Source organism: Pseudovibrio axinellae (assembly GCF_900110875.1).
Classification (GTDB): Bacteria; Pseudomonadota; Alphaproteobacteria; order Rhizobiales; family Stappiaceae; genus Pseudovibrio; species Pseudovibrio axinellae.
Genome location: NZ_FOFM01000019.1, coordinates 23,877 through 43,095, shown reverse-complemented (window position 1 = coordinate 43,095; position 19,219 = coordinate 23,877). Strand labels below are relative to the sequence as shown.

At 50.5% G+C, this 19,219-nt stretch carries 14 protein-coding genes and 1 pseudogene; 6 read left to right on the top strand and 9 right to left on the bottom strand.

Going from position 1 to position 19,219, the window contains the following annotated elements; genetic code table 11:
* Window positions 1–556: 556 nt before the first annotated feature.
* From BMZ51_RS21625 to BMZ51_RS21605, 5 genes and pseudogenes are all read right to left on the bottom strand, one after another.
* A pseudogene (locus BMZ51_RS21625) lies at window positions 557–700 on the bottom strand (transposase); the annotation flags it as partial.
* 207 nt (window positions 701–907) lie between these two features.
* Entirely contained in the window at window positions 908–1,942 is a 1,035-nt protein-coding gene (locus BMZ51_RS21620; protein WP_068008542.1) for a D-cysteine desulfhydrase family protein, read from the bottom strand.
* Window positions 1,943–2,268: 326 nt separating this feature from the next.
* Entirely contained in the window at window positions 2,269–3,246 is a 978-nt protein-coding gene (locus BMZ51_RS21615) for an IS5 family transposase (protein ID WP_074882326.1), read from the bottom strand.
* A 249-nt stretch (window positions 3,247–3,495) separates the two neighbouring features.
* Entirely contained in the window at window positions 3,496–3,960 is a 465-nt protein-coding gene (locus BMZ51_RS21610) for a hypothetical protein (RefSeq protein ID WP_068006418.1), read from the bottom strand.
* A gap of 24 nt (window positions 3,961–3,984) precedes the next feature.
* Entirely contained in the window at window positions 3,985–4,392 is a 408-nt protein-coding gene (locus tag BMZ51_RS21605; RefSeq protein ID WP_068006419.1) for a hypothetical protein, read from the bottom strand.
* Window positions 4,393–5,046: 654 nt separating this feature from the next.
* On the opposite strand from BMZ51_RS21605, the gene repA reads away from it, so the two are divergent.
* The 6 genes from repA to BMZ51_RS21575 all read left to right on the top strand — a co-directional run bounded on the left by repA (window position 5,047) and on the right by BMZ51_RS21575 (window position 11,430).
* The gene (gene repA / locus BMZ51_RS21600; RefSeq protein ID WP_068006421.1) at window positions 5,047–6,255 is read left to right on the top strand and encodes a plasmid partitioning protein RepA; all 1,209 of its coding nucleotides are present in this window, start codon (window positions 5,047–5,049) and stop codon (window positions 6,253–6,255) included.
* Entirely contained in the window at window positions 6,252–7,301 is a 1,050-nt protein-coding gene (gene repB, locus BMZ51_RS21595; RefSeq protein ID WP_068006423.1) for a plasmid partitioning protein RepB, read from the top strand. Before repA ends, repB begins: the two co-directional genes overlap by 4 nt.
* Window positions 7,302–7,580: 279 nt before the next feature.
* Window positions 7,581–8,948 carry a plasmid replication protein RepC gene (gene repC / locus BMZ51_RS21590; RefSeq protein ID WP_068006469.1) on the top strand — a complete coding sequence of 456 codons (1,368 nt, stop codon included), beginning with the start codon at window positions 7,581–7,583 and terminating at the stop codon, window positions 8,946–8,948.
* 14 nt (window positions 8,949–8,962) lie between these two features.
* On the top strand, window positions 8,963–9,487 hold the full coding sequence (locus BMZ51_RS21585; RefSeq protein WP_068006424.1) for a GNAT family N-acetyltransferase: 525 nt from the start codon (window positions 8,963–8,965) through the stop codon (window positions 9,485–9,487).
* A gap of 114 nt (window positions 9,488–9,601) precedes the next feature.
* On the top strand, window positions 9,602–10,669 hold the full coding sequence (locus BMZ51_RS21580) for a bifunctional transcriptional activator/DNA repair enzyme AdaA (protein WP_068006426.1): 1,068 nt from the start codon (window positions 9,602–9,604) through the stop codon (window positions 10,667–10,669).
* Entirely contained in the window at window positions 10,669–11,430 is a 762-nt protein-coding gene (locus BMZ51_RS21575; protein ID WP_068006428.1) for an isocitrate lyase/PEP mutase family protein, read from the top strand. Before BMZ51_RS21580 ends, BMZ51_RS21575 begins: the two co-directional genes overlap by 1 nt.
* A 48-nt stretch (window positions 11,431–11,478) precedes the next feature.
* On the opposite strand, the gene BMZ51_RS21570 is transcribed toward BMZ51_RS21575, so the two are convergent.
* The 4 genes from BMZ51_RS21570 to BMZ51_RS21555 all read right to left on the bottom strand — a co-directional run bounded on the left by BMZ51_RS21570 (window position 11,479) and on the right by BMZ51_RS21555 (window position 19,209).
* Window positions 11,479–11,871, bottom strand: a complete 393-nt coding sequence (locus tag BMZ51_RS21570) for a Spy/CpxP family protein refolding chaperone (protein ID WP_068006430.1) — start codon at window positions 11,869–11,871, stop codon at window positions 11,479–11,481.
* Window positions 11,872–12,311: 440 nt separating this feature from the next.
* Window positions 12,312–13,325: a glutathione S-transferase N-terminal domain-containing protein gene (locus tag BMZ51_RS21565; protein WP_068006431.1), complete on the bottom strand. Its 1,014-nt coding sequence runs from the start codon at window positions 13,323–13,325 to the stop codon at window positions 12,312–12,314.
* 66 nt (window positions 13,326–13,391) lie between these two features.
* On the bottom strand, window positions 13,392–14,306 hold the full coding sequence (locus tag BMZ51_RS21560) for an alpha/beta fold hydrolase (protein ID WP_068006433.1): 915 nt from the start codon (window positions 14,304–14,306) through the stop codon (window positions 13,392–13,394).
* A gap of 130 nt (window positions 14,307–14,436) precedes the next feature.
* The gene (locus tag BMZ51_RS21555) at window positions 14,437–19,209 is read right to left on the bottom strand and encodes a DUF5801 repeats-in-toxin domain-containing protein (RefSeq protein WP_068006434.1); all 4,773 of its coding nucleotides are present in this window, start codon (window positions 19,207–19,209) and stop codon (window positions 14,437–14,439) included.
* Window positions 19,210–19,219 lie beyond the last annotated feature (10 nt).

Genomic DNA, 19,219 nt, shown 5'->3' with positions numbered 1-19,219 from the left:
ATCTGCTCTTCCGTAAAACGCGAACGCTTCATATCCCACCTCAATGTTAGGTAGAATCCTATCACAAAATGGAGGAAGTTATGGGGAGCAGGTCAACCTTAAGGTTGTTGACAAACTCAACCACTTTGCGGTGGAGCTTGTCATTTCGTGTCTTAAAAATGGTTAGAAAAAATCCATGTTTACTACGGCAAATCAAACAACAGCACATTCACGTGAGTTTAGGCCTCAAGAATGATTGAGCTTTCGTTTTCGATCGCAAAACGGCGTTGTTACATAATAGAATATTCTTGCAGATCAAGCGGTAAAAACGCACATTTATCGCGTTAAGGCACGCAACTTTCTGCGAGAAAACTCTGGTTTAGTGTCGTATAATTCTATTATGCAACAACGCCATATTTATTCAACTACTCTATCTTCCTGTCATAACTCTGAACAACAGTAACCGTCCGGTAAAACCGCCACCACAAATTTGGAGTTCGTCCCTGATCCCGGACAGTTCGATTAAACGCGTTATGCCGTCATTTTCCAAGCCCTTTGTTCCAATGGTACTGTCAGCTTGTTCTTTCCATTGATTGATCTGGTTCGCGTGAACATCAAAGTCTTGAGCTAACTCACTCAAGGCTTTCTCGCCGCGAATAGCAGCAAGCGCCACTTTCGCTTTAAAAGCCGGGCTATGGTTCCGACGGGGACGTCTGCTCATGGTGTTCTCCTGTTGGTGGCATCATGCCAGTTTCAGGAGCTAAATCCACTTATACTACCTGTCCCAAAAAACCTGAGCCACCTCTCTTCGAGCATGGCTTAAAGTGGCAGACACCTCACACTCCGACAACAATATCAAATCGCTTTATCGCAACTGCCCCACACTTTTGGGCACTCTCCCTCTCGCCGACATACTCAAGTTAACGTGTCAACTCCGACTGAAGGGTAAAATTGAGAGAGCATCCGCGTAAGCGAACAGCGAGGGTGTTCCACCGGTATTGAGAAAAATAACGTTATCATCATTTTTCCAATGTCCGGTACGGATCAGGGCAATTAGGCCGGCCATTCCCTTTGCGGAATACACTGGATCAAGCGTCAAGGCTTCAAATCGCCCGGCGATCTGAAGCGCGTGGATCGTCGCGTCATTGGGAATCCCGTATGCAGGGCCTGCATGTCCTGCAATGACTTCGATTTGACTAGCATCGAACGGAATTCCTAAAAGTGCTGCCCCTCCGATTGCGTATTCGATAACGTCTCCTTTGACACGCTCCGGCTCCGCGTCAATGTCGATCCCTACAATCTTGCAATCCGGTAAGGCTGATTGTGCGCCCATGGCAAGACCCGCCTGGGTTGCGCCGCTTCCAGTGCAATGAACAACTGAGGTAGGTGTGAACCCATTTTGGGCAGATTGGGCTGCTATTTCGGCAATAGCACTTGAGTACCCTACCGCGCCGAGAGCGTCCGAAACGCCATAGGGAACCACGAAGGGACGCTTCCCTTCCGCCAGCAGTTCTTGGGCAAGTGCTTGGACAGGACCGTTTCTATCACCGGTCCAGGTCTTAGGATGCAGTGTGGCTCCATAGAGGTGGTTGAGGAGGGCATTCCCTGAAGTATTGTATTGAGCAGTCGGCGGGGTTACCCGGCCGTGATAGACCGCAAGATGGCAGTCCAGGCCTAAAATGGCGGCTGCGGCAGCTACCTGCCGCTGACTGTTTGATTGAACAACACCACCCGAGACTAGAGTATCTGCGCCGTCTTGAACTGCGCGATGCAGAACGCGATCCAGCTTTCGCAGCTTGTTGCCACCCATTCCCTGCCCGGTCACGTCCTCGCGTTTTTCCCAGATCATTGGACCGCCGAGATGCTGGGACAGATTTTTGAGAGGTCTCAGCGGCGTCGGAAGATCGCAGAGGCCAACGGTAGGGAACCTTTCTAAGCGGCTCAATAGCAATTCAAGGCTCATTGACAAAGATCCTTTAACAATTGATCTGCTTTATGGACGAGCATGGCGGCATCTAGGGGCAAGGGCAAGATCTGTCAAAAATCGTACGGTAAGACAGACAAACAGAGAACGTTGGAATGTTCAAAAGGATATCTACCTATTTTATGGCCAAGTAATTTATCCCTATCCGTAAACGGACATATTAGGCACCTTACTGACTATAAAAGATAAATTGCTTAGCGTACGCCTGCGAGCAAAACTTGTTCTGGCCCCGAGATGGCAGCGCGTCTGGGCGCTGTTGCACAATTCGAAATTAGCTTGCAGCCTGCCCAATCGCATGCATCTGATCATGCAGAGACCTTCTCGAACGTGGCGCGTCCGAGGGCCTTCATTGTGTTGAGGACAGCGACGCCAAGTTTTGCCTCTGTCCTTTGATTGTTCAACTTTCGTGACCTGAGCGTGGTCCCTATCACTTGCTTAAAGCGGCCCATCAAGGATTCGCCTCGAGACCTTCGGCCATATCCGGTTTGCTTTTGCCAAGACATCCTGCCGTTCTTTTGAATGGCAAGAATATCCCGGTCGCGAGCACTGGGAGCGGTCGCAGCCTCAGGGCTGGGAACAGCTGTTTTGGGAGTTGGAATGATGATTTCAACACCGTCATAACGCTTTGCTATTTCCTGTCGGGTCGTGAAGCCATCATAAGCACCATCACCAAGGAATGTGGCAACCGGACCCTCAATCTGGTCCAGCATATCCGGCACAACGGTTGGATCGGCAACCGTATCCTCAGTCAGTTCAGAGTATACGATTTCGCAGGTATTCAGATCAAGGCCAAGGTGAAGTTTGCGCCAAGTTCTGCGCTTTATCCTGGTTCCATGCTTGGTTTCCTGCCATTCTCCGGCACCAAAGATCTTAACGCCTGTACGATCGATTACCAGCGCTACTGGTTCACAGTTCCTTCGCGGTTTGGGATTTGAAAGTCTCAAGCCATCTGCGCGGCGCGACAGGGTTGAAAAGTCAGGAACCGGTAAAACCAACTCCATCAAATGGAACACAGACCTCACAAACCCTTGTGTCTGCCTCAAAGCAAGACCGAATACGGCCCGGATCTGCAAACAGGTTTCAATGGCAAGCTCTGAAAACTTGGCGGGCCGTCCACGTCGTTGGTTCTGGGGGGCAAACCAAGCCTTGGCAGTGCTCTCTTCAATCCAAACCGTGACATCGCCGCGACGACGCAAGCTTTCATTATACTTCGACCAGTTCGTTACTTTGTATTTGGCTTTGGCAAACTTATGGCGGCGATCAGCATTGGCTTTAAACGGCATTAACTGAATCTTCACTGAAGGAAATATCAGCCCGAATATACGCCTGAAGCGTATTTATGCAACAGCGCCCATTTCAAGTGCCAGCTCTCCAGCTCGACATGTAGCCCTGTCCATATCTCAATTGGCGTAAAAGCTTGATCTTTATGCATTACCAGATCACTTGACAGGAGGTATAAACCATAGGGATTGGCGTTCGTGCGGTCAGCTGTATATTCTGAAACGCGGACCAATCCACAAAATGCAATGAAACTACTCTAGCCCAAATTCTTGCATGAGTTCACGATCATGAAAGTCCCCATCCAATCCTATACGTAGGCAGAGTTCATCATCACTGCAATCAAACGGAAACCGTGCAATTGAGCCATATTCGTCCACAAAAATCAGTTTCCCATCAAGATCTGGCAAATTTTTCCGGAGTTGGTCACAAATATAGTATGCAGCCTCTAAGTTACATGATGGGTCTGAAAAATGCAGGCAATTGCTATCGTCCAAGGTAATCTTGAAAAACAAAATAGGATCAACCAAGCTCTTTAACTGGTAATGACATCCCTTACTTCCATTATTATAAGTTTTGTTTCTTTTATTTACTATTTCCCATTTCTTATCAATCCATTGCTCAAAATGCTCTACTGTTGGGAATATCTTAAGACTCTCCTCGATTACCAGCAGCATAGCTGGATCAAGCTCTCGATTGTATTTCTCAAAATCTATCATTGTAACTCGGTCCCGAAATTTTCATTAAGCTATGTCACCATATTCTGATGGGACATAGTTCCACCAATCGTCTTTGGGATTAATCCTTGGTGGACGTGCCGGTTCATCATCTCCAAATCCCGTTTGTGCCTTGCAAGCATCGCGCATGGGCACGTATTCGATTTTCCCCTCAATATCTTCTGAGCTGTATAAATCTTTGTAAAAAGGAAGGAGAGCGGGGTGAATGATCGCAGTATACAAACCGATGTTCCAACAAGCCTTGCCCGGTGCATCTGGATCTTTCGTTACGATGCCATATCTTTCGTATTCGTTCTCAACCGTTGCTCTAATCTTGGCTGGGATAAAGAAATCAGAAAACGTTCCATCTGGATCGGCCACAAAAGGCCCAATGTGTAGGTCGCTGCGAAAACGGCCACCAGCGAGAACAAACATGAAACAGACCGCAGTTTCTGCGATGATTTGGGAGTTTTATGCTTCTGGTGTTTGTCGCACTACACCTTCTTGCGCACAAACCTGTTGCTTTTAACTCAGATTTTGCAACAGGTTTGTGATTGGATTAAGCCTTTGTTTTATCGAAATATATGGTCTCGTTGCACAAATGATCGTTTGTGTAGCTACGCTCTCAATTTACAGCTTGGCCAAGATCGCAGCGACGCTCACACTGGGCCTGGCAGCTGTTTTTGCTAAGGTGGATTGCGACTCAGTGCGATTCTATGCGCGATTCATGTGGTCTTGTCTCAGATGCTCCCTGCGATTAAACCGTTAAATCGGTATTTGATCGATTTTTACACAAAAACCGTCATCACGAAATTCAAATAGTTATTGGAATAAATCCACGGCGCGCGCTAAGAATGTGTGCCACGGGGATGAAGATATTGCTGTAAATACGGGTGGTTACGCAACATCTGGTATATTGGGTTGTATTTGGCCCGATGTTTCGTCCATGGACGTTAATGAACTCTTAATATTGGTTAATTTGCGTTAACTATAAAGGTGTTGACGCCTCAAATAAATCAGAGAAGGATGCGCTGTGACGGATTATTCGCGCTCTGCACTTCAAAACCGTCATATAGGGTAAGAGGCAATATGCTGCTCGCTGCTGAACATGATGAAACTTCTGCTGAAAAGATTGCACGCCATTCTGACTTGTTGTCACGGCAACTGCAATCCTTAAGGGAGAAGATGTATCCGCCTGAAGCTATGAAAAAGCTGAAGACGTTTTCTTCGCGCGAGGTTGCGGGCCTTTTGGGCATCGCCGAATCGAGTTTGCGGCAGCTTTCGCTCAATGGCGAAGCAGTTATCCCCGAACGGCTGGACAACGGCAGACGCATTTACACCCTTTCGCAAATCAACGAATTACGCCGTTATCTGGCGGAAAAACGCCCTGCAGATTCATTGCGGCTTGATCCGCGCCGACGCCATGGCGAAAAGATGCAGGTTCTTGCGGTGGCCAACTTTAAAGGCGGCTCTGCAAAGACCACCACAACGGTACATTTGGCGCACTATCTTGCGCTTCAGGGCCTGCGCGTGCTTGCGATTGATCTTGATCCGCAAGCCTCGCTATCTGCCATGTTTGGCTATCAGCCAGAGTTTGACGTGGACGAGAACCAGACGCTCTACGCTGCCATTCGTTATGATGACGATGAGCGCGTGCCGTTGAGCCATGTTATCCGCAAAACTTACTTTGATGGACTCGATCTTGTTCCCGGTAACCTGGAACTGATGGAATATGAGCACGAAACACCCCAAGCGATTGCGCAGGGGCTGTCTCGCGGCGACGGAATGTTCTTCCGCCGCATGTCAACCGTGCTCAAAGAGGTCGAAAATGATTATGACGTGGTTTTGGTGGATGCACCGCCGCAACTTGGGTACCTCACCCTTGGTGCGTTGTATGCGGCAACTGGCATCGTCATTACCGTTCACCCAGCGATGCTGGATGTGTCGTCGATGAACCAGTTCCTGTCCATGACATCTGAGCTGTTGGCGGTGATTGAAGAGGCTGGGGGCACGCTGAGCCATGATTTCGTGCGTTACCTGCTCACACGCCATACACCCCATGATGTGCCACAGGTGAACGTTGCAGCGCTTTTGCGCGGTCTTTTTGGAGAGGATGTCCTGGCAGCCTCCATTGTGGAGACCACAGCCATTGCCAATGCTGGCCTTGAAAAGAAGAGCCTTTATGAGGTTGAGCGCGGGAATATGACCCGCGATACCCTTAATCGTGCTCTGGAATCGGTCGATGCAGCTAATACGGAAGTGTTCCAACTGATTAAACAGGTATGGGGTCGTCCATGAACAAAGCAACTGATCGTTCTAAAAAGATGCGTGCGATGTTTGGTGGAGTTGACCCTGCAGAGCTGTCCAAGTCCAGCACACCAGCTCCGTCCATGACGACTGCGACGAAGCAGCGTGTGTCATCGGGTGCGATCAAATCTATGCGCAATACGTTTTCCAACGTTGAGAAGGAAAATGAAAAACTGCGTCAGATGATGCAGGAGGGCAGTGTCGCGCACGAGTTTGATACCGCTGAGCTGGACCCCTCCTTTGTTGCCGATCGCATGATCGTGGCAAATGACCAGGATTTTGAGACGCTTAAAGCCTCAATCTCGACAAGCGGACAGCAGGTTCCAATTCTGGTGCGTCCGCACCCAGAAGCTGATGGTCGCTACCAGATTGCGTTTGGACACCGCAGATGGCGCGCCTGTAAGGATCTTGGTATTCCCGTGCGCGGGTTTATCAAAGACCTGTCAGATGAGGCTCTGCTCATTGCTCAAGGTCAGGAAAACCATGAGCGTAAAAACCTGTCCTTTATCGAAACCGCTTTGTTTGCCTCACGCTTGGCAAAGAGTTTTCCGCAGACTGTTATCTCAAAAGCGATCGGCAAGGATGCGACCACGGTTTCTAAATTGTTGAAGCTGATAAACGCCCTGCCCGAAGACTTTATCCGCGAGATCGGCCCTGCTCCCAAGATTGGGCGCCCCCGCTGGGAAGAGCTTGCCGGACATTTTGTAAATGGCCAGCTGCCAGACCCATTCAAGGCGCGTGTGAATGCGGTCACAATTACGGCAGACTTTGAGCTGTCCGGCAGTGATGAGCGCTTCTCTTCGATCCTGTCTGCTTGTAAATCAGCTGAAACGACGACGACGGCAGCAACTGGCTCGGTTGCCACAGCGGCAAAGAGCTGGCTCGGCAATCGTCAGATCCTGATGAAAGATGGTCCCAATGCGCTGAGCTTTCAAATTGATGCGCGCAAAGACCCGGAACTGGCAGCTTTCTTGAAAAAGCGCCTTCCGGACCTGATGGATGAATTTCGCTCTGACTACCTGAAGGAGGATGCATGACGGTATAACGTCTCTCCCAAAGAAAAACGGCCCTGCTGACGGCAATCAGCAAGACCGAAATCTCTAGGGTACAAACAAACGATAGCGCTCGATGTAACCAGATTTTGCATTTTCAAATTACTTCGAGACGCAGCGCGAATCAACCCTTACCCAAGGTGTTGGAGCGTCTTTCTGCGTGCAATTCGTCGATTTGTACCGTTTATCCTCAGTTTGGGGAGGGCTTTGTACGCCCAGACCCTTGAGAACACCTACTACACTTAGTGGGTGAACGGTGAAGGTATGCAACCAGTTGGTTCCGTCGCGTCCTTTAGAAAGTTGACGCCGGCGATGGTCGCCAGCCAAAAGCTGGCAATGGCCAATGACATTGTGAAGACCACAAAATCCGAAGTTGCGATGGCTTTGAAGAAGGCTGCTCCTGCTTTGGGGATTGATGGTACCACCTACCATATCCTTGATATTCTGATTGGCCTGACTGCGGCGGAAGATTGGGGACAGAACCGGCGTCCGCTGGTGGCAATTTCAAACGAAAAACTTGCCGAATATGTCTGCCGCTCCACACGGACGGTCGTGCGCTCCCTGCGAAAACTGGTTGAAGCTGGTGTGCTGGCTTACAAAGACAGCCCAACCGGGCGCCGCTTTATCTATCGTGCAGGTGAAAAGCGCGAGATTGAGCGCGGATATGGCCTGGATTTCTCACCTTCTCGTCAGCGTGTAGCCGAACTCAAAAAATTGGGTGCTGACTTTGCTGCGCGCCTGGCAAAGGAAAAAGAGGCAAAACGGACTGTAAGCCGTTTGTCCCGAGCCATTGAAGACCTGATCCGCCTTGCTGCTTATGAGCAAATGGATATTGAAGAGATCATCGATGCTGTTGGTTTGTTGAGTGATCAGGCGATGGGGATTGTCGAACGTGCAGAGGCTATGACCATGCTTCATGAGCTTCTGGTAGGTAAGTTTGAAGGGATGGGGTCGGGTGCTGAAGAGGGCCAGCAGGAAATGTCAGAAGTTGATGTTTTTTTTGACAGAAATGAAGAAATGTCATGCGCACCGGACACAGACGTCACCCCATATAATAATACAACCAATCAAGACTCTTGGAAAACTAGTAACAAACATCGGAATGCATCTAACGATGCATTCTTAATCATGACAAAATCCGACAAAGCCGGATTAAATTTGGCTCTTGAAGAAGAAACAAAAAGCGAAACTCGTGCCAGGGCATCAACGCCTAAGCAAGCAGATCCATCCCAATGGAACGAACATTTGCAACCGCAAAAGGCAGAGCAGCTCTCCCCAATGTTGTCGGAGGTCTCGCTGGGTTTGATTTGCGAGGCAACTACTCAGGTGCAACACACTTTGGGATTGGAGCTGAACAGTTGGACGAGTTTAGTTGAATCTGCCGATGATTTGCGAATGTTAATCGGCCTATCCCCGAAAGGCTGGCAAGAAGCCCGTGGACGCGTTGGCGATTATATGGCGGCGGCCGTTTTAATCACGACCGTTGAAAAAGCCTTGCGCGATCCTGAAAATATTGCGCGACCAGCCGGATATTTTCGAGCTTGCATTGACCGTGCGGTTGATGGCAAGCTGGCCTTACATCGCACGCTCTTTGGGCTGAGTGCTTCAAATGGTTTGCGGAGAGAGAACTGAGGGGGGAAACAGGAATGCATGTAGCGTCTTCAACGCGCAAAGATGTTTTAATTGAGCGGTTTAGGGAGAGTGATCGGGATGCGCTTCGCCTTTTTCTCGCAACAGCATGGGAAGTTACGTATTCGCGTGAACTCGGCGATGAGCTGACAAAACAACTTGTAGCACGGTTGGACTCTGACGATCTGGCCGGGGTTGTTCCTGGCAAAGACGAACAGGTCTGGTTGTTACGGTGTCATGGTGAAATTGTTGGATCTCTTGTTTGTGCCCACAGAGCTGAAGTCCTCTATATCTGGGCGTGTTATTTGGCGCGTGATTTTCAACGGGTAGGGCTTGGGCGAATGATCATGAAAGCCGCGGTTGCGGACTACGCAAAAGACTTAGTGGCCTGTGTGCATGTCCTTTCTGTCAGTACTGCGGCGCAGGCGTTTTATAAAAAACTGGGATTTATAGACTGCGGGGTCACGGAGTTCGAAGTCGTGACAGATTCCTTCACACCAGCGCGTATCATGCAGGCCCGGATCGGTCGTCTCATCTTTTAAACGCAGCCAGTTAACGAGTGCTGCTCTAATTTGCTCCTCAGCCGGTTTCAAACTTTCCTTAATAAACGCCCGAAAACGGAGTGCGCAGTTACCGGTGGTGAGCTAAAACAAATTATGCTTTTTGATCTGCCAGAAACTGATGTGCTTTATGAAGCACTTTTGAACCGAGACCCGGCTTATGATGGCCGCGCTTATGTGGGTGTGCGTTCTACCGGCGTTTTTTGCCGCCTCACCTGCCCTGCCCGCAAGCCAAAGCTGGAAAACTGTTGTTTCTTTGAAACGATTGGTGACTGCTTCGATGCTGGCTTTCGTCCCTGCAAACGATGCCACCCTGTTGGTACCTCCGCTGATAATGACGAGACGGTGAAAACATTGCTCACCTGCCTTGAAGAGCGGCCAAACTACAAATGGACAGAGAGCGAGATCGTCAGGTTAGGCTTTGAGCCTTCAACCGTGCGCAGAAGCTTTAAACGACAGTTCGGGATTACGTTTTTGGAAATGGCCCGCCAATCGCGGTTGCGTGATGGCTTTGAGATCTTGTCTGAGGGCGGACGAGTTATTGACGCTCAACTTGCCTCAGGCTTTTCCTCTCCTGGCGCCTTTCGCGAGGCATTTGCCAAGTTGCTTGGTTGCGCTCCCGGTGAATTAAAACAAGACGGATACTTGAAGGCCGATTGGTTCGACACGCCCTTAGGCGCGATGATTGCGGTGAGCGATAAATCCTCGCTGCATCTTTTGGAATTTGCAGACCGCAAAGCCTTGCCGACAGAACTTAGCCGGTTGCGCAAACAGGTAAAGGGTGACCTTGGGCTGGGTCGAACGCAACCTACTGACCAGATGGAAACTGAGCTCCACGAGTTCTTTGACGGAAAGCGATTGGATTTTGAAGTGCCGCTTGCTCTGCATGGAACCGAGTTCACCAAGGATGTCTGGCGTGAATTGCGGCGCATACCTGTCGGTGAGACCCGCAGCTATAGTGAACTGGCAAAACTACTGGGCAACCCAAATTCTACACGTGCTGTGGCGCGGGCAAATGGGGCAAACCAAATTGCCGTCGTCATTCCTTGCCACCGCGTAGTGGGCCTTGATGGGTCGTTGACCGGATATGGCGGCGGATTATGGCGCAAACAAAAACTCATTGATCTTGAATTGAAAATCGCGAAAGCGAGAGGGAATTATTGATGTCTCAGCTTGAGATGGCAAAGCGTTTTGCTAAGCTTCATGTGAAGGGGGAACCACTCGTTCTCTATAATATTTGGGATGCAGCTACAGCGCGCGCGGTTGCAAAGGCAGGCGCAAAAGCGCTTGCCACGGGCAGTGCCTCGGTTGCCATTGCGCATGGGTATGATGACGGTGAGCATATTCCTCTGGAATTGGTTGAAACCATTGCATCGCGTATCGTGGCGAATATTGACCTTCCCTTTTCGCTCGATTTTGAAGGCGCATATGCCAGTGAGCCCGTTGGGGTAAAAGCCAATGCGGCTAGGATCATTAAAACGGGCGCTGTTGGTGTCAATTTTGAAGATCAGAAAGTAAATGGCAGCGGGCTCTATTCCTGTGATGAACAGTGCAAGAGAATTGCTGCATTTCGCGAAGCTGCGGATGAGGCAGGTGTACCCTTCTTCATCAACGCGCGTACCGATCTATTCTTGCAGGAAGCGGATGCCAGCAAACACAGTGATCTGGTAGAAGAAGCGATCTCACGTGGTCAACGTTATGGCGAAGCCGGCGCCAGCGGGTTTTTCATGCCAGCGTTGGCTGACACGCACATGATCGAGAAAATCTGTAGGAACGTGCCTCTCCCAGTCAATGCCTACATGAAACAAGGGATGCCTGAGATTTCAGAGCTGGCAAAACTTGGCGTGGCGCGTGTGAGCTATGGCCCCACCCCGTTTTTCAAGTCTATGAAAGAGTTGGAGCTAAGCGCTCGCGCTATCTATTAGGTTGGCGGGGAGAAGTGTCTCCCCTGCCCGTTTTACGTTTGATTTGAGTTAGTTGGCTTCTTTGAGCCGGTCCATCATCTTTTGGCGGCGCTTTTCGCGCATTTCCTGCTGCATCTGTCGAAAAGCCGTCATCTGTTCGGGTTTTAGAATCTGGGCCATCTCTTGATCTAGCTTTTCTCTTGATTCCTGCATGGGAACCCGCACTTCGGCCAACTCCTCAAGGGAAGGTCGCTTGCCGCGCTCTATGCCTGCATCCTTCAGGATCGCGCGCCGCTCCTTCATGGTCTCTTTCATGAGGGGGAGCACTTTTTCTTTTTGCTCCTCGGTTAAATTCAGCTTCTCTGCCATCTTCATAAACCGCTGGCCTTTATGCGGCTGCGCATGGGCGGCAAAAGATGTGACGAAGAGAAGTGCAAGAGAAAGGGCGATTGCCTTGAACATGGGGGACCTGTTTATTGTTATTTGGTTCAGGTGGAGAAGGGATATTCGAACGTCTTGTGCAGAGCCTCGAAACTAATGGTGCCGACGCTTTGATAATCTGCGTTTCACCGAGGGCTACACTCCCACTGATCAGTTAAGAAAGCATAGAAATTAGGGGTTGAAGTTACCCCGAATTTTCCTAGGGCGATTGTATGTTCATTGACAGTACGAGCGCATAGAGTGCAACCGGACAACACAGGTTTTGGGAGGAGTGTCCGGTTCAACTTGATGATTTTATGTAGCATCATCGAACTTGGCAGATACCGAGTGGGGTGCCCACGGCTCTTAGCAAGCGTGAGTTGGACACGTGGGAAACTCAGCAAGCCCTTACGTCAATCGTGCAGAAATTGATCTGAATTGAGAGTTGGCAGATGCCAAGTTTTTCTGCCAACTCGCGAAAATCAGTGGGCCTGTTGCACGAGGCAACGATCAAGGATTTCTGTTCCGCCCATCAAGTGTTCGCTCAAAACTTCGCGTTGCGTCGGCTCAAGTTTCGCCCATTCAGCGCAGAGGGTCTCAAGACATTTTTTCTGGTATTTGAATATGTCCTGGGTGAACAAACCTTCCGGAAGAGACGCGGTGAAGGAGCTTTCGCCCTTGTCGATTGCTGCCGAATTTGCCGCCAAAAACGGCAGGTAAGTGTCGCCTGCAATCTTCAAAAGTTCAATTAGTGACGGTGTGAGTTCTGTGATCCACTCTCCGTCAAAGCCAGAGGCATCATCTACATGATCGACCCAGCGTGATGTAAACGGAAATTCCTTATTCATCATTGCAGCGGGTGTTGGGTCGTCTTTGAGTTGGTAAAGTTGGCCGAAGATCGCGACATCCGCAAGTGAGGCGGTATCACCAAATAGGAAATGTTGTTTCGACAGCGCCGCAGTTTCAATAACCTGCAATATCCGTTTGGTGGAAGCTTCGATGATGTCTGCTGTATCAGGCGTACAGCCAACTTTCGACATTCTCCCGATTTGCCGGTTTCCGAATTGTTTGCCCATGGCGTTGATGGTTGCTTTGTCTAAACCCAAACATGCATCATACAGCAATCGGTCAGGAACGACTTTCCGGTCAGCCTCATAGGTCCAGCGGTAATGGAACATTGCCTTAACAAGCCACTCGTCCGCCATGTCTTCGATTAACAAACACGCGAAACGAAGCATTGGGTCCGTTGGGAGGATAGACCTTCCCTCCCCGTTCGCTTCAAGTTCCAGTAGCATCGGAGTTGAATCGTTCTTCCAGTTATCTTCGCCGAATTTCACGACGGGAATAACCGGAACCTTAACGTGCTTGGTTGGACTGGTCGGCCCCATTGGTGCACATAGGTGCCATGTATGTGGAACACGCTTTGCGCGAAACGCCGCTCGCACCTTCATCGAATATGGTGACCCCAAGGCACCGTGAATTTCGTAGTTTGTCATTGTCGCCTCCCCTCAATCCTTTCTTGGCAGGTTTCGGCTTCAAGCCGGCACTCTGCCAAATGCATCTTATGCATCCTGCTTGATGACACCCGCTCCTTGCCAGCTAAGCTTTTTACCCTGCTCCATTTGAACCATCATGTTCAAAATCGCTTCTGGATTTTCCATTGGCATGAAGTGCGTATGATCAGGCACGTGGATGTCGGTTGCATTCGGTAGATTTTCTGCCAATTGCTCCCATGTTGGAGATGGCGAAAAGTCAAATGCCGGTTCATCCGGCCTGCGGCGACGTGCTCTAACGATAGTGGATGGAACTTGTATCTGCCCGAGTAGAGGGTAGATCTGGTCGCCATAACACGTGCGGTAAACTTGAGCCTCAGCATCTGGCGGGCACGCCAGTGTGTAACCCTCACCACTATCTGATGGATGCAAGCCGTGCTGGCAGTAGTCTTCAAGGATGTCAGGGACCCAAGTGTTATATGGCTTGCGGTCTTTAAATTTTTCATACATTTCCCCTGCACTGTCCCAATGGGGCCTTCTCCGCGCAACGGGGTGTTCCTCGCGGCCGAATTGTTCGAACATTGGGAGAAGCGACTTTGGAAAGACAACCGGATCCAGAAGCAAAAGTTCTTTGAAAAGGTCTGGAAACTTGGCAGCTGCCAAGAGTGCCAAGTGTCCACCGCATGAATGACCGACCCCATAAATCTGGTTTAGATTAAGCGCTTCAACAACAGCGTAAAGGTCCTCTCCCAACTCTGTCCAGAGTTGAGGCAACTCGGCATTCTCGCTCAACCCGTGGCTTCTCATATCCCATGCAAGGACGTGGCGGTCAGGAAATCGCTTGATGATATAGTCCCAAATGCGCCCGTGAAATCCGGTCGCGTGCAGAAACAGAAATGTTGGTCCACTTCCTTCCCACTCATGTAGGCATATCTTGTGGGACCCTGTATCGACATACTTTTGGTTTGGCGTATCTGAGCGCATAAGGATTCCTTAGGTGATGATGTAGCTTTGAGTTTACCGCTACCCTAAAGGAGAACAAGCTCTACCAAAGCAGAATACCAAAACTACCGAACTGCAAACTTGGCAGCTGCCAAGTTCTTGCTCTGTTGGTTCAGATCCCGGCAAAGCCTGCACCGAGTGGGACATCGACCGAGGGCATGATATCGGACACTAAGACCGACACGGATGAGCTTGATCCAACACCTTCAGATGGTGTGAAGGTCGCGACGCTTTCCCAACCGTTATCGTCGCCGTTGCCATCAAGATCAACACGTAACTCAAAGCGGCCATCCTCGTTCGTCACCACTTGAATGTACTGTTCGGCGCGTCCGTAAATCTCTATGAAACTATCGTCGCTGTAGTCCGCGAACAGTTTGGAAAGGTCGATTGCGTCAGATGAACCGCTTGAGGATGTGTTTAACTCAAGGTCCGTGATGTGGTCCGCTAGCCCGTCGATGAATTCAAAGACATAAGTGTCAGAGCCTGCACCACCGGTCAGCTCGTTCGCGCCGCGGCCTCCCACCAACTCGTCGTCACCGTCATATCCGTTGATCGTGTCGTCGTTATCTGAGCTTCGCAGTACATCGTCCTGCGAGGTTCCTTCAATCATATTTCGTAGGTCAGGCGGAAGCGTGCCTGATCCTGGTGCCACATGTATCGTGGTAATTGAAGGGGCTGAGCTTTCGTCACCAGCGTGCAAACGCACAGAAAGGTTTCTTGTTTCGAGGCTCTCTGATGAGGATGCGAACTGCACGGTGTTCAATAAATCCTGATAGACCGCGGCATCTGCAGCGCCTGAAATTGTGAGTATCAGCATGCCGTTTCCAGCGTCTTCGAGCGTGCTGGTGAGCCCGTCAGCTGGAGTGTAGAGTAGTTCATCTCCGCTTTGGGCATTGTAAAGGGTGAGCGTCATACCCGTGATTTGTTCCTGCGTGTCATCAATCTGAGCCGACTTGGCAATTGCCAAGCCTTCGCTTCCGAGCTGATAGTTGGCCTCATAATGCTGTTGTTCAAGGGCCTCACTATGATCGACTGAGACCACCACGTCCTCGATCTTCAGGATGTCTGCCGATGTGAGGTCGCCGGGAGCAACCACGCGAATTGTGGTTGCTGAGGATATAAAATCCCGAAGGTCGAGGGACAGTGTCTGGCTCTCTTCCGAGTCGTTGAGGCTAGAGATTTCTGCGATACGATGAACCGAACCATCCGCAAGGGTGACTTCGATATAGAACATCTTATCTGGATGAGGATCGGAAAAGCTCGCTGTATAGGTGAGTTCGATCGCTGCGTTTTCAGCACCAGTAAGATCAAAAGTTTTGCTGATACTTGCGTCATTGTTGTCTCCGTCAGGAGAGGACACAGAGCGATCTGAAAGAATGAGGTGTCCGTTTTCTTCATCTATATAGATGTCTGATGAACCATCTCCGGCGGCGAGCACGTCACCATCATCACCGCTTTCTATCCAGTTATCTGATTGTATCGGATCATCGCCCGAGGAGAGGTAGGATGCTTCGTCAAAATCCCATTGAACTTGGTAAGTGCCAGGTTGGCGGGTGAATAAGTTCAGTTGCATGGGATCTGGTACTGGTTCCGAGCCTTGCGTGACTTCTATGTGGAACTCCTGCGTTGCAGTGGCGCCTTGCTCATCTTTTACAAGAATAGCGATCTCGTAGGTATTGTCGCCGTCTTCATCTAACGGCGTGTCATAAGAGACGCTGTCTTTCCAGGTGACTTCGCCGGTTTGTTCGTTGATGTTGAAATGGGCCTGATCAGACCCTTGGAGAAAAAAACGCAAAGGCTCGCCCTCAGCGTCACTTGCGTTGGCCTTGAAAATCTCGCCTTCACGGGTGGCGTTGGTGGTTAGGTGCAGTGGCGTGCTTTGGCTGGCACCGGAAAATACTGGCGCATCGTTCTCTGGTGTCAGCTCAATAGACACTGTCGTGATCTCGCTCCGCTCGCCATTTTGGTCTTCTATGTAGTAGCTGAAACTGTCTGATCCGTACGTGTCCGGGTTGCCAATGTAGTTGAACGTGTTGTCCGCGTTTTGGCTTAAGTGACCCTTGGCAGGTGCCAAGACGATATGGATAGTAAAGTCTTGGGAGCTCAGCGTGTCGTTCGCAATCAGGTCAAGCACAAGAGGGGTGTCTTCAACGCCGGTGAAGTTGTCTGCCACAGCATTGGAGTGGCTATTAGAAATGCCAAGGTCAAACGTTATCGGAATGGCATCGCCATCTCCGTCCGTTGCTGTCGCGGTGAATGTTAGGTTTACATCTGCACTGGTGCTGTGATCGATCGGGGTGAAGAACTCGATCAGATATTGCCCCGTGGCATTCGGGTCGAGCGTTATATTGAAGACAAGCGTTCCGTCTTGCGTCCTGGCTGTTAGCGTGTTGCCATCTGCATTGATGGAGTAGAGCACCTGAGCCCCGTTTACAGTGAAAGGCGCGGTTGCTGCATTCATAGCGCTTGAAAAACTGAGCGATGCTGCAGCGCCATTGCTCGCACTGGTGTCTGCGCCCCACACAATGTTGAGCTGACCGGTTTTTGAGATTGATGCATCGCCACCCATTTGTGCCGCAAAGAGGTCGGTTTCAGAAAGGCTAATTGTTTCCGGTGCACTGCTTTGCACGGGAACGCTATCGCTTATGGTAATTTGAAGCTGGCCTTGCGCTGTGTCACCGTCGGCATCCTGCGCAGTATACAGGAGTTGAAATTGCTCGACCCCCTGCGCATGGCTGAGAGGAGCGTGCTGCTCTATCGTATATTCACCTGTAACGGAATTTAGCGTCGCGGTGAAAATTGCGCGCGAATCTTGATAAACCGTCAGGCTTGCATCGGAAAGGTCCCATTGAAACCCGTCTGGAAGGTCCGAAAGCGCCCAGTTGACGTGCCCATTGTCTACACCAGAAGACACCGGGAGTACACCGTTGATGGCACCAGGGCTTTTGAAATCTGCGGTTTCTTGTGATGAAGAAAGTACGTTGTCGCTCAAGGCAATGTCGATTTGATCGCCCACTGTTGGTGCGTCGTCCTTGATCGAAACGCTCAAGTTTCCCGTCGCTGTATCTCCGTCTCCATCAGTGATCTTATAAAAGAGCTTGATGTTCTGTTCATCCAGACCGCTCGAATGCGTGAGGGGATTGTGTTGCTGTACCGTGTAGGCACCGCTGGCATTGGTGAACTGCGCTGTCAGAATGAGCGTTTCGCCCTGCATCACATTCAAAAGCTGACCGTTGATTATGTAGGTCAGGCCCTCAGCATTTTCCGGCATCTGCCAAGTAATCTGCGCCTCATCAGCACCTGCGGAATGGGGCAGCTCATCTGATGAGTACCTTAGGTTTGCCCCTGCCTCCAGCTGGCTTTCTTCAAAGTTGATCTGGTTTAAGGCGAACGCTTTGGGCGCATCATCTAACGATGTCACCACAAGTTGGCCGTCAACACTTTGCCCCTGCGCATTCGTGGCTGTGAAGCTTAAGTTGAAGACGGCGTCTGCATCCAGGGCGTTCTCAATGGCATTGTGCTGGGTCACAGTATATGAGCCTGCACTGGAGTTGAGAGAGACACTCAGGACAACTGCATTGCCTTGCAAGATTAGAAGTGTTTGCCCCTCCTGAATATAGCTGAATCCGGCTGCGGGCGCAGGCTGGGTCCACTCCAATGTAACGGGGCCCTGTGCCTCATTGATAGGCAGGTCTTGCGTCAATGTAACGGCACCGGAATTTCCATTGGAGCCGCCTGTAAGGTCGGCCTCAGAGACTGTTGCGGTCAGGTTCCATTGACCTGAGATCGGGTCGTCTTCAACGCGTATGTCGAGGTTAGATACCAGCGTATCGCCATCTGAATCTGTTGCAATGAATTGGAAGGATAACAACAGATCGTAAGACCCGTTCAGGTGATCAAGCTGAGCAAACTGCTCATAGCTGTAAGCCCCGCTTGCAGCTGTCGGGTCGAGGACAATCTCAAAAACAAGAGTGCCATCCCCTTTGAGCCCTCTTAAGATATGCTGCCCCTCAGCGCCGAACTGGGATTGAAAAACAAGAGTGTCGCCACCAGAGGTGATATTGAGCGGGGTTCCTTGACCTATGAGGGGCCTTCCAGCGGCATCAAGAGCAAACATCAAGGCCTGCGTACCCTGCCCATCGGCGCCAAAGTCGAGTTCAAGCGAGCCGCTGACCTTAACGCTTAGCCCGGTTTGCAAGGATGTTTCCTGCACGCTGAGTACTGGCGTATCACCGGCTCGCGTAACGCTGCTGTCTGGTTGAGTGTAAAGTTCGCTGGGGCTTATATCTGGGAACACAATGCTCGGTGTTTGAGATGAGAGCGTATTAGCGACCACTGGCTTTAGATAATCATCCTCGTCAACCTTATTGGGCGTGCTTTGGGTTGGCTTGATATTTAACCGTTCCAACAAGGGGGCGTTTAAGGCCGACAGCAGGCTGGAAGGCGAAGGTGGCGGAACGGGTGTTTCATCACCACCTGAGCTTTGTGTAGGGCTGGCATCTTCGTGCGCATTGTCTTTGGCAGGGGAGGGGGCTTCACTTTGAAAGCTGCCAAGTAATGTACCTGTCTCAATTTCAACGAGGCTTAAAAACTGTTGTTGCGTCGTCAACGGGCCAGAAGGCATGAGAATGAAGAACTCGTTGGCAGGTCCGCCAAAGAAGTCCTCTATGACGATGGTTTGGCCATCACCTTGAGATATATGTAACTCGTCCTGATGGCGGGAAAGTTTGGCGGTGCCGACGATCTTGGAGAGGTCGACCAGTTGCCCTTGCTGGCGGGCGATAACGATCGGCGTTTTGGAAGGGGCAGGCGGCACGGCCAGTAATATTGGAGGAAGTGGAACCACCGCAGGTGTTGAGTGCGTCGGTGGACTTAAGTTGGTCACGATTGCTCTC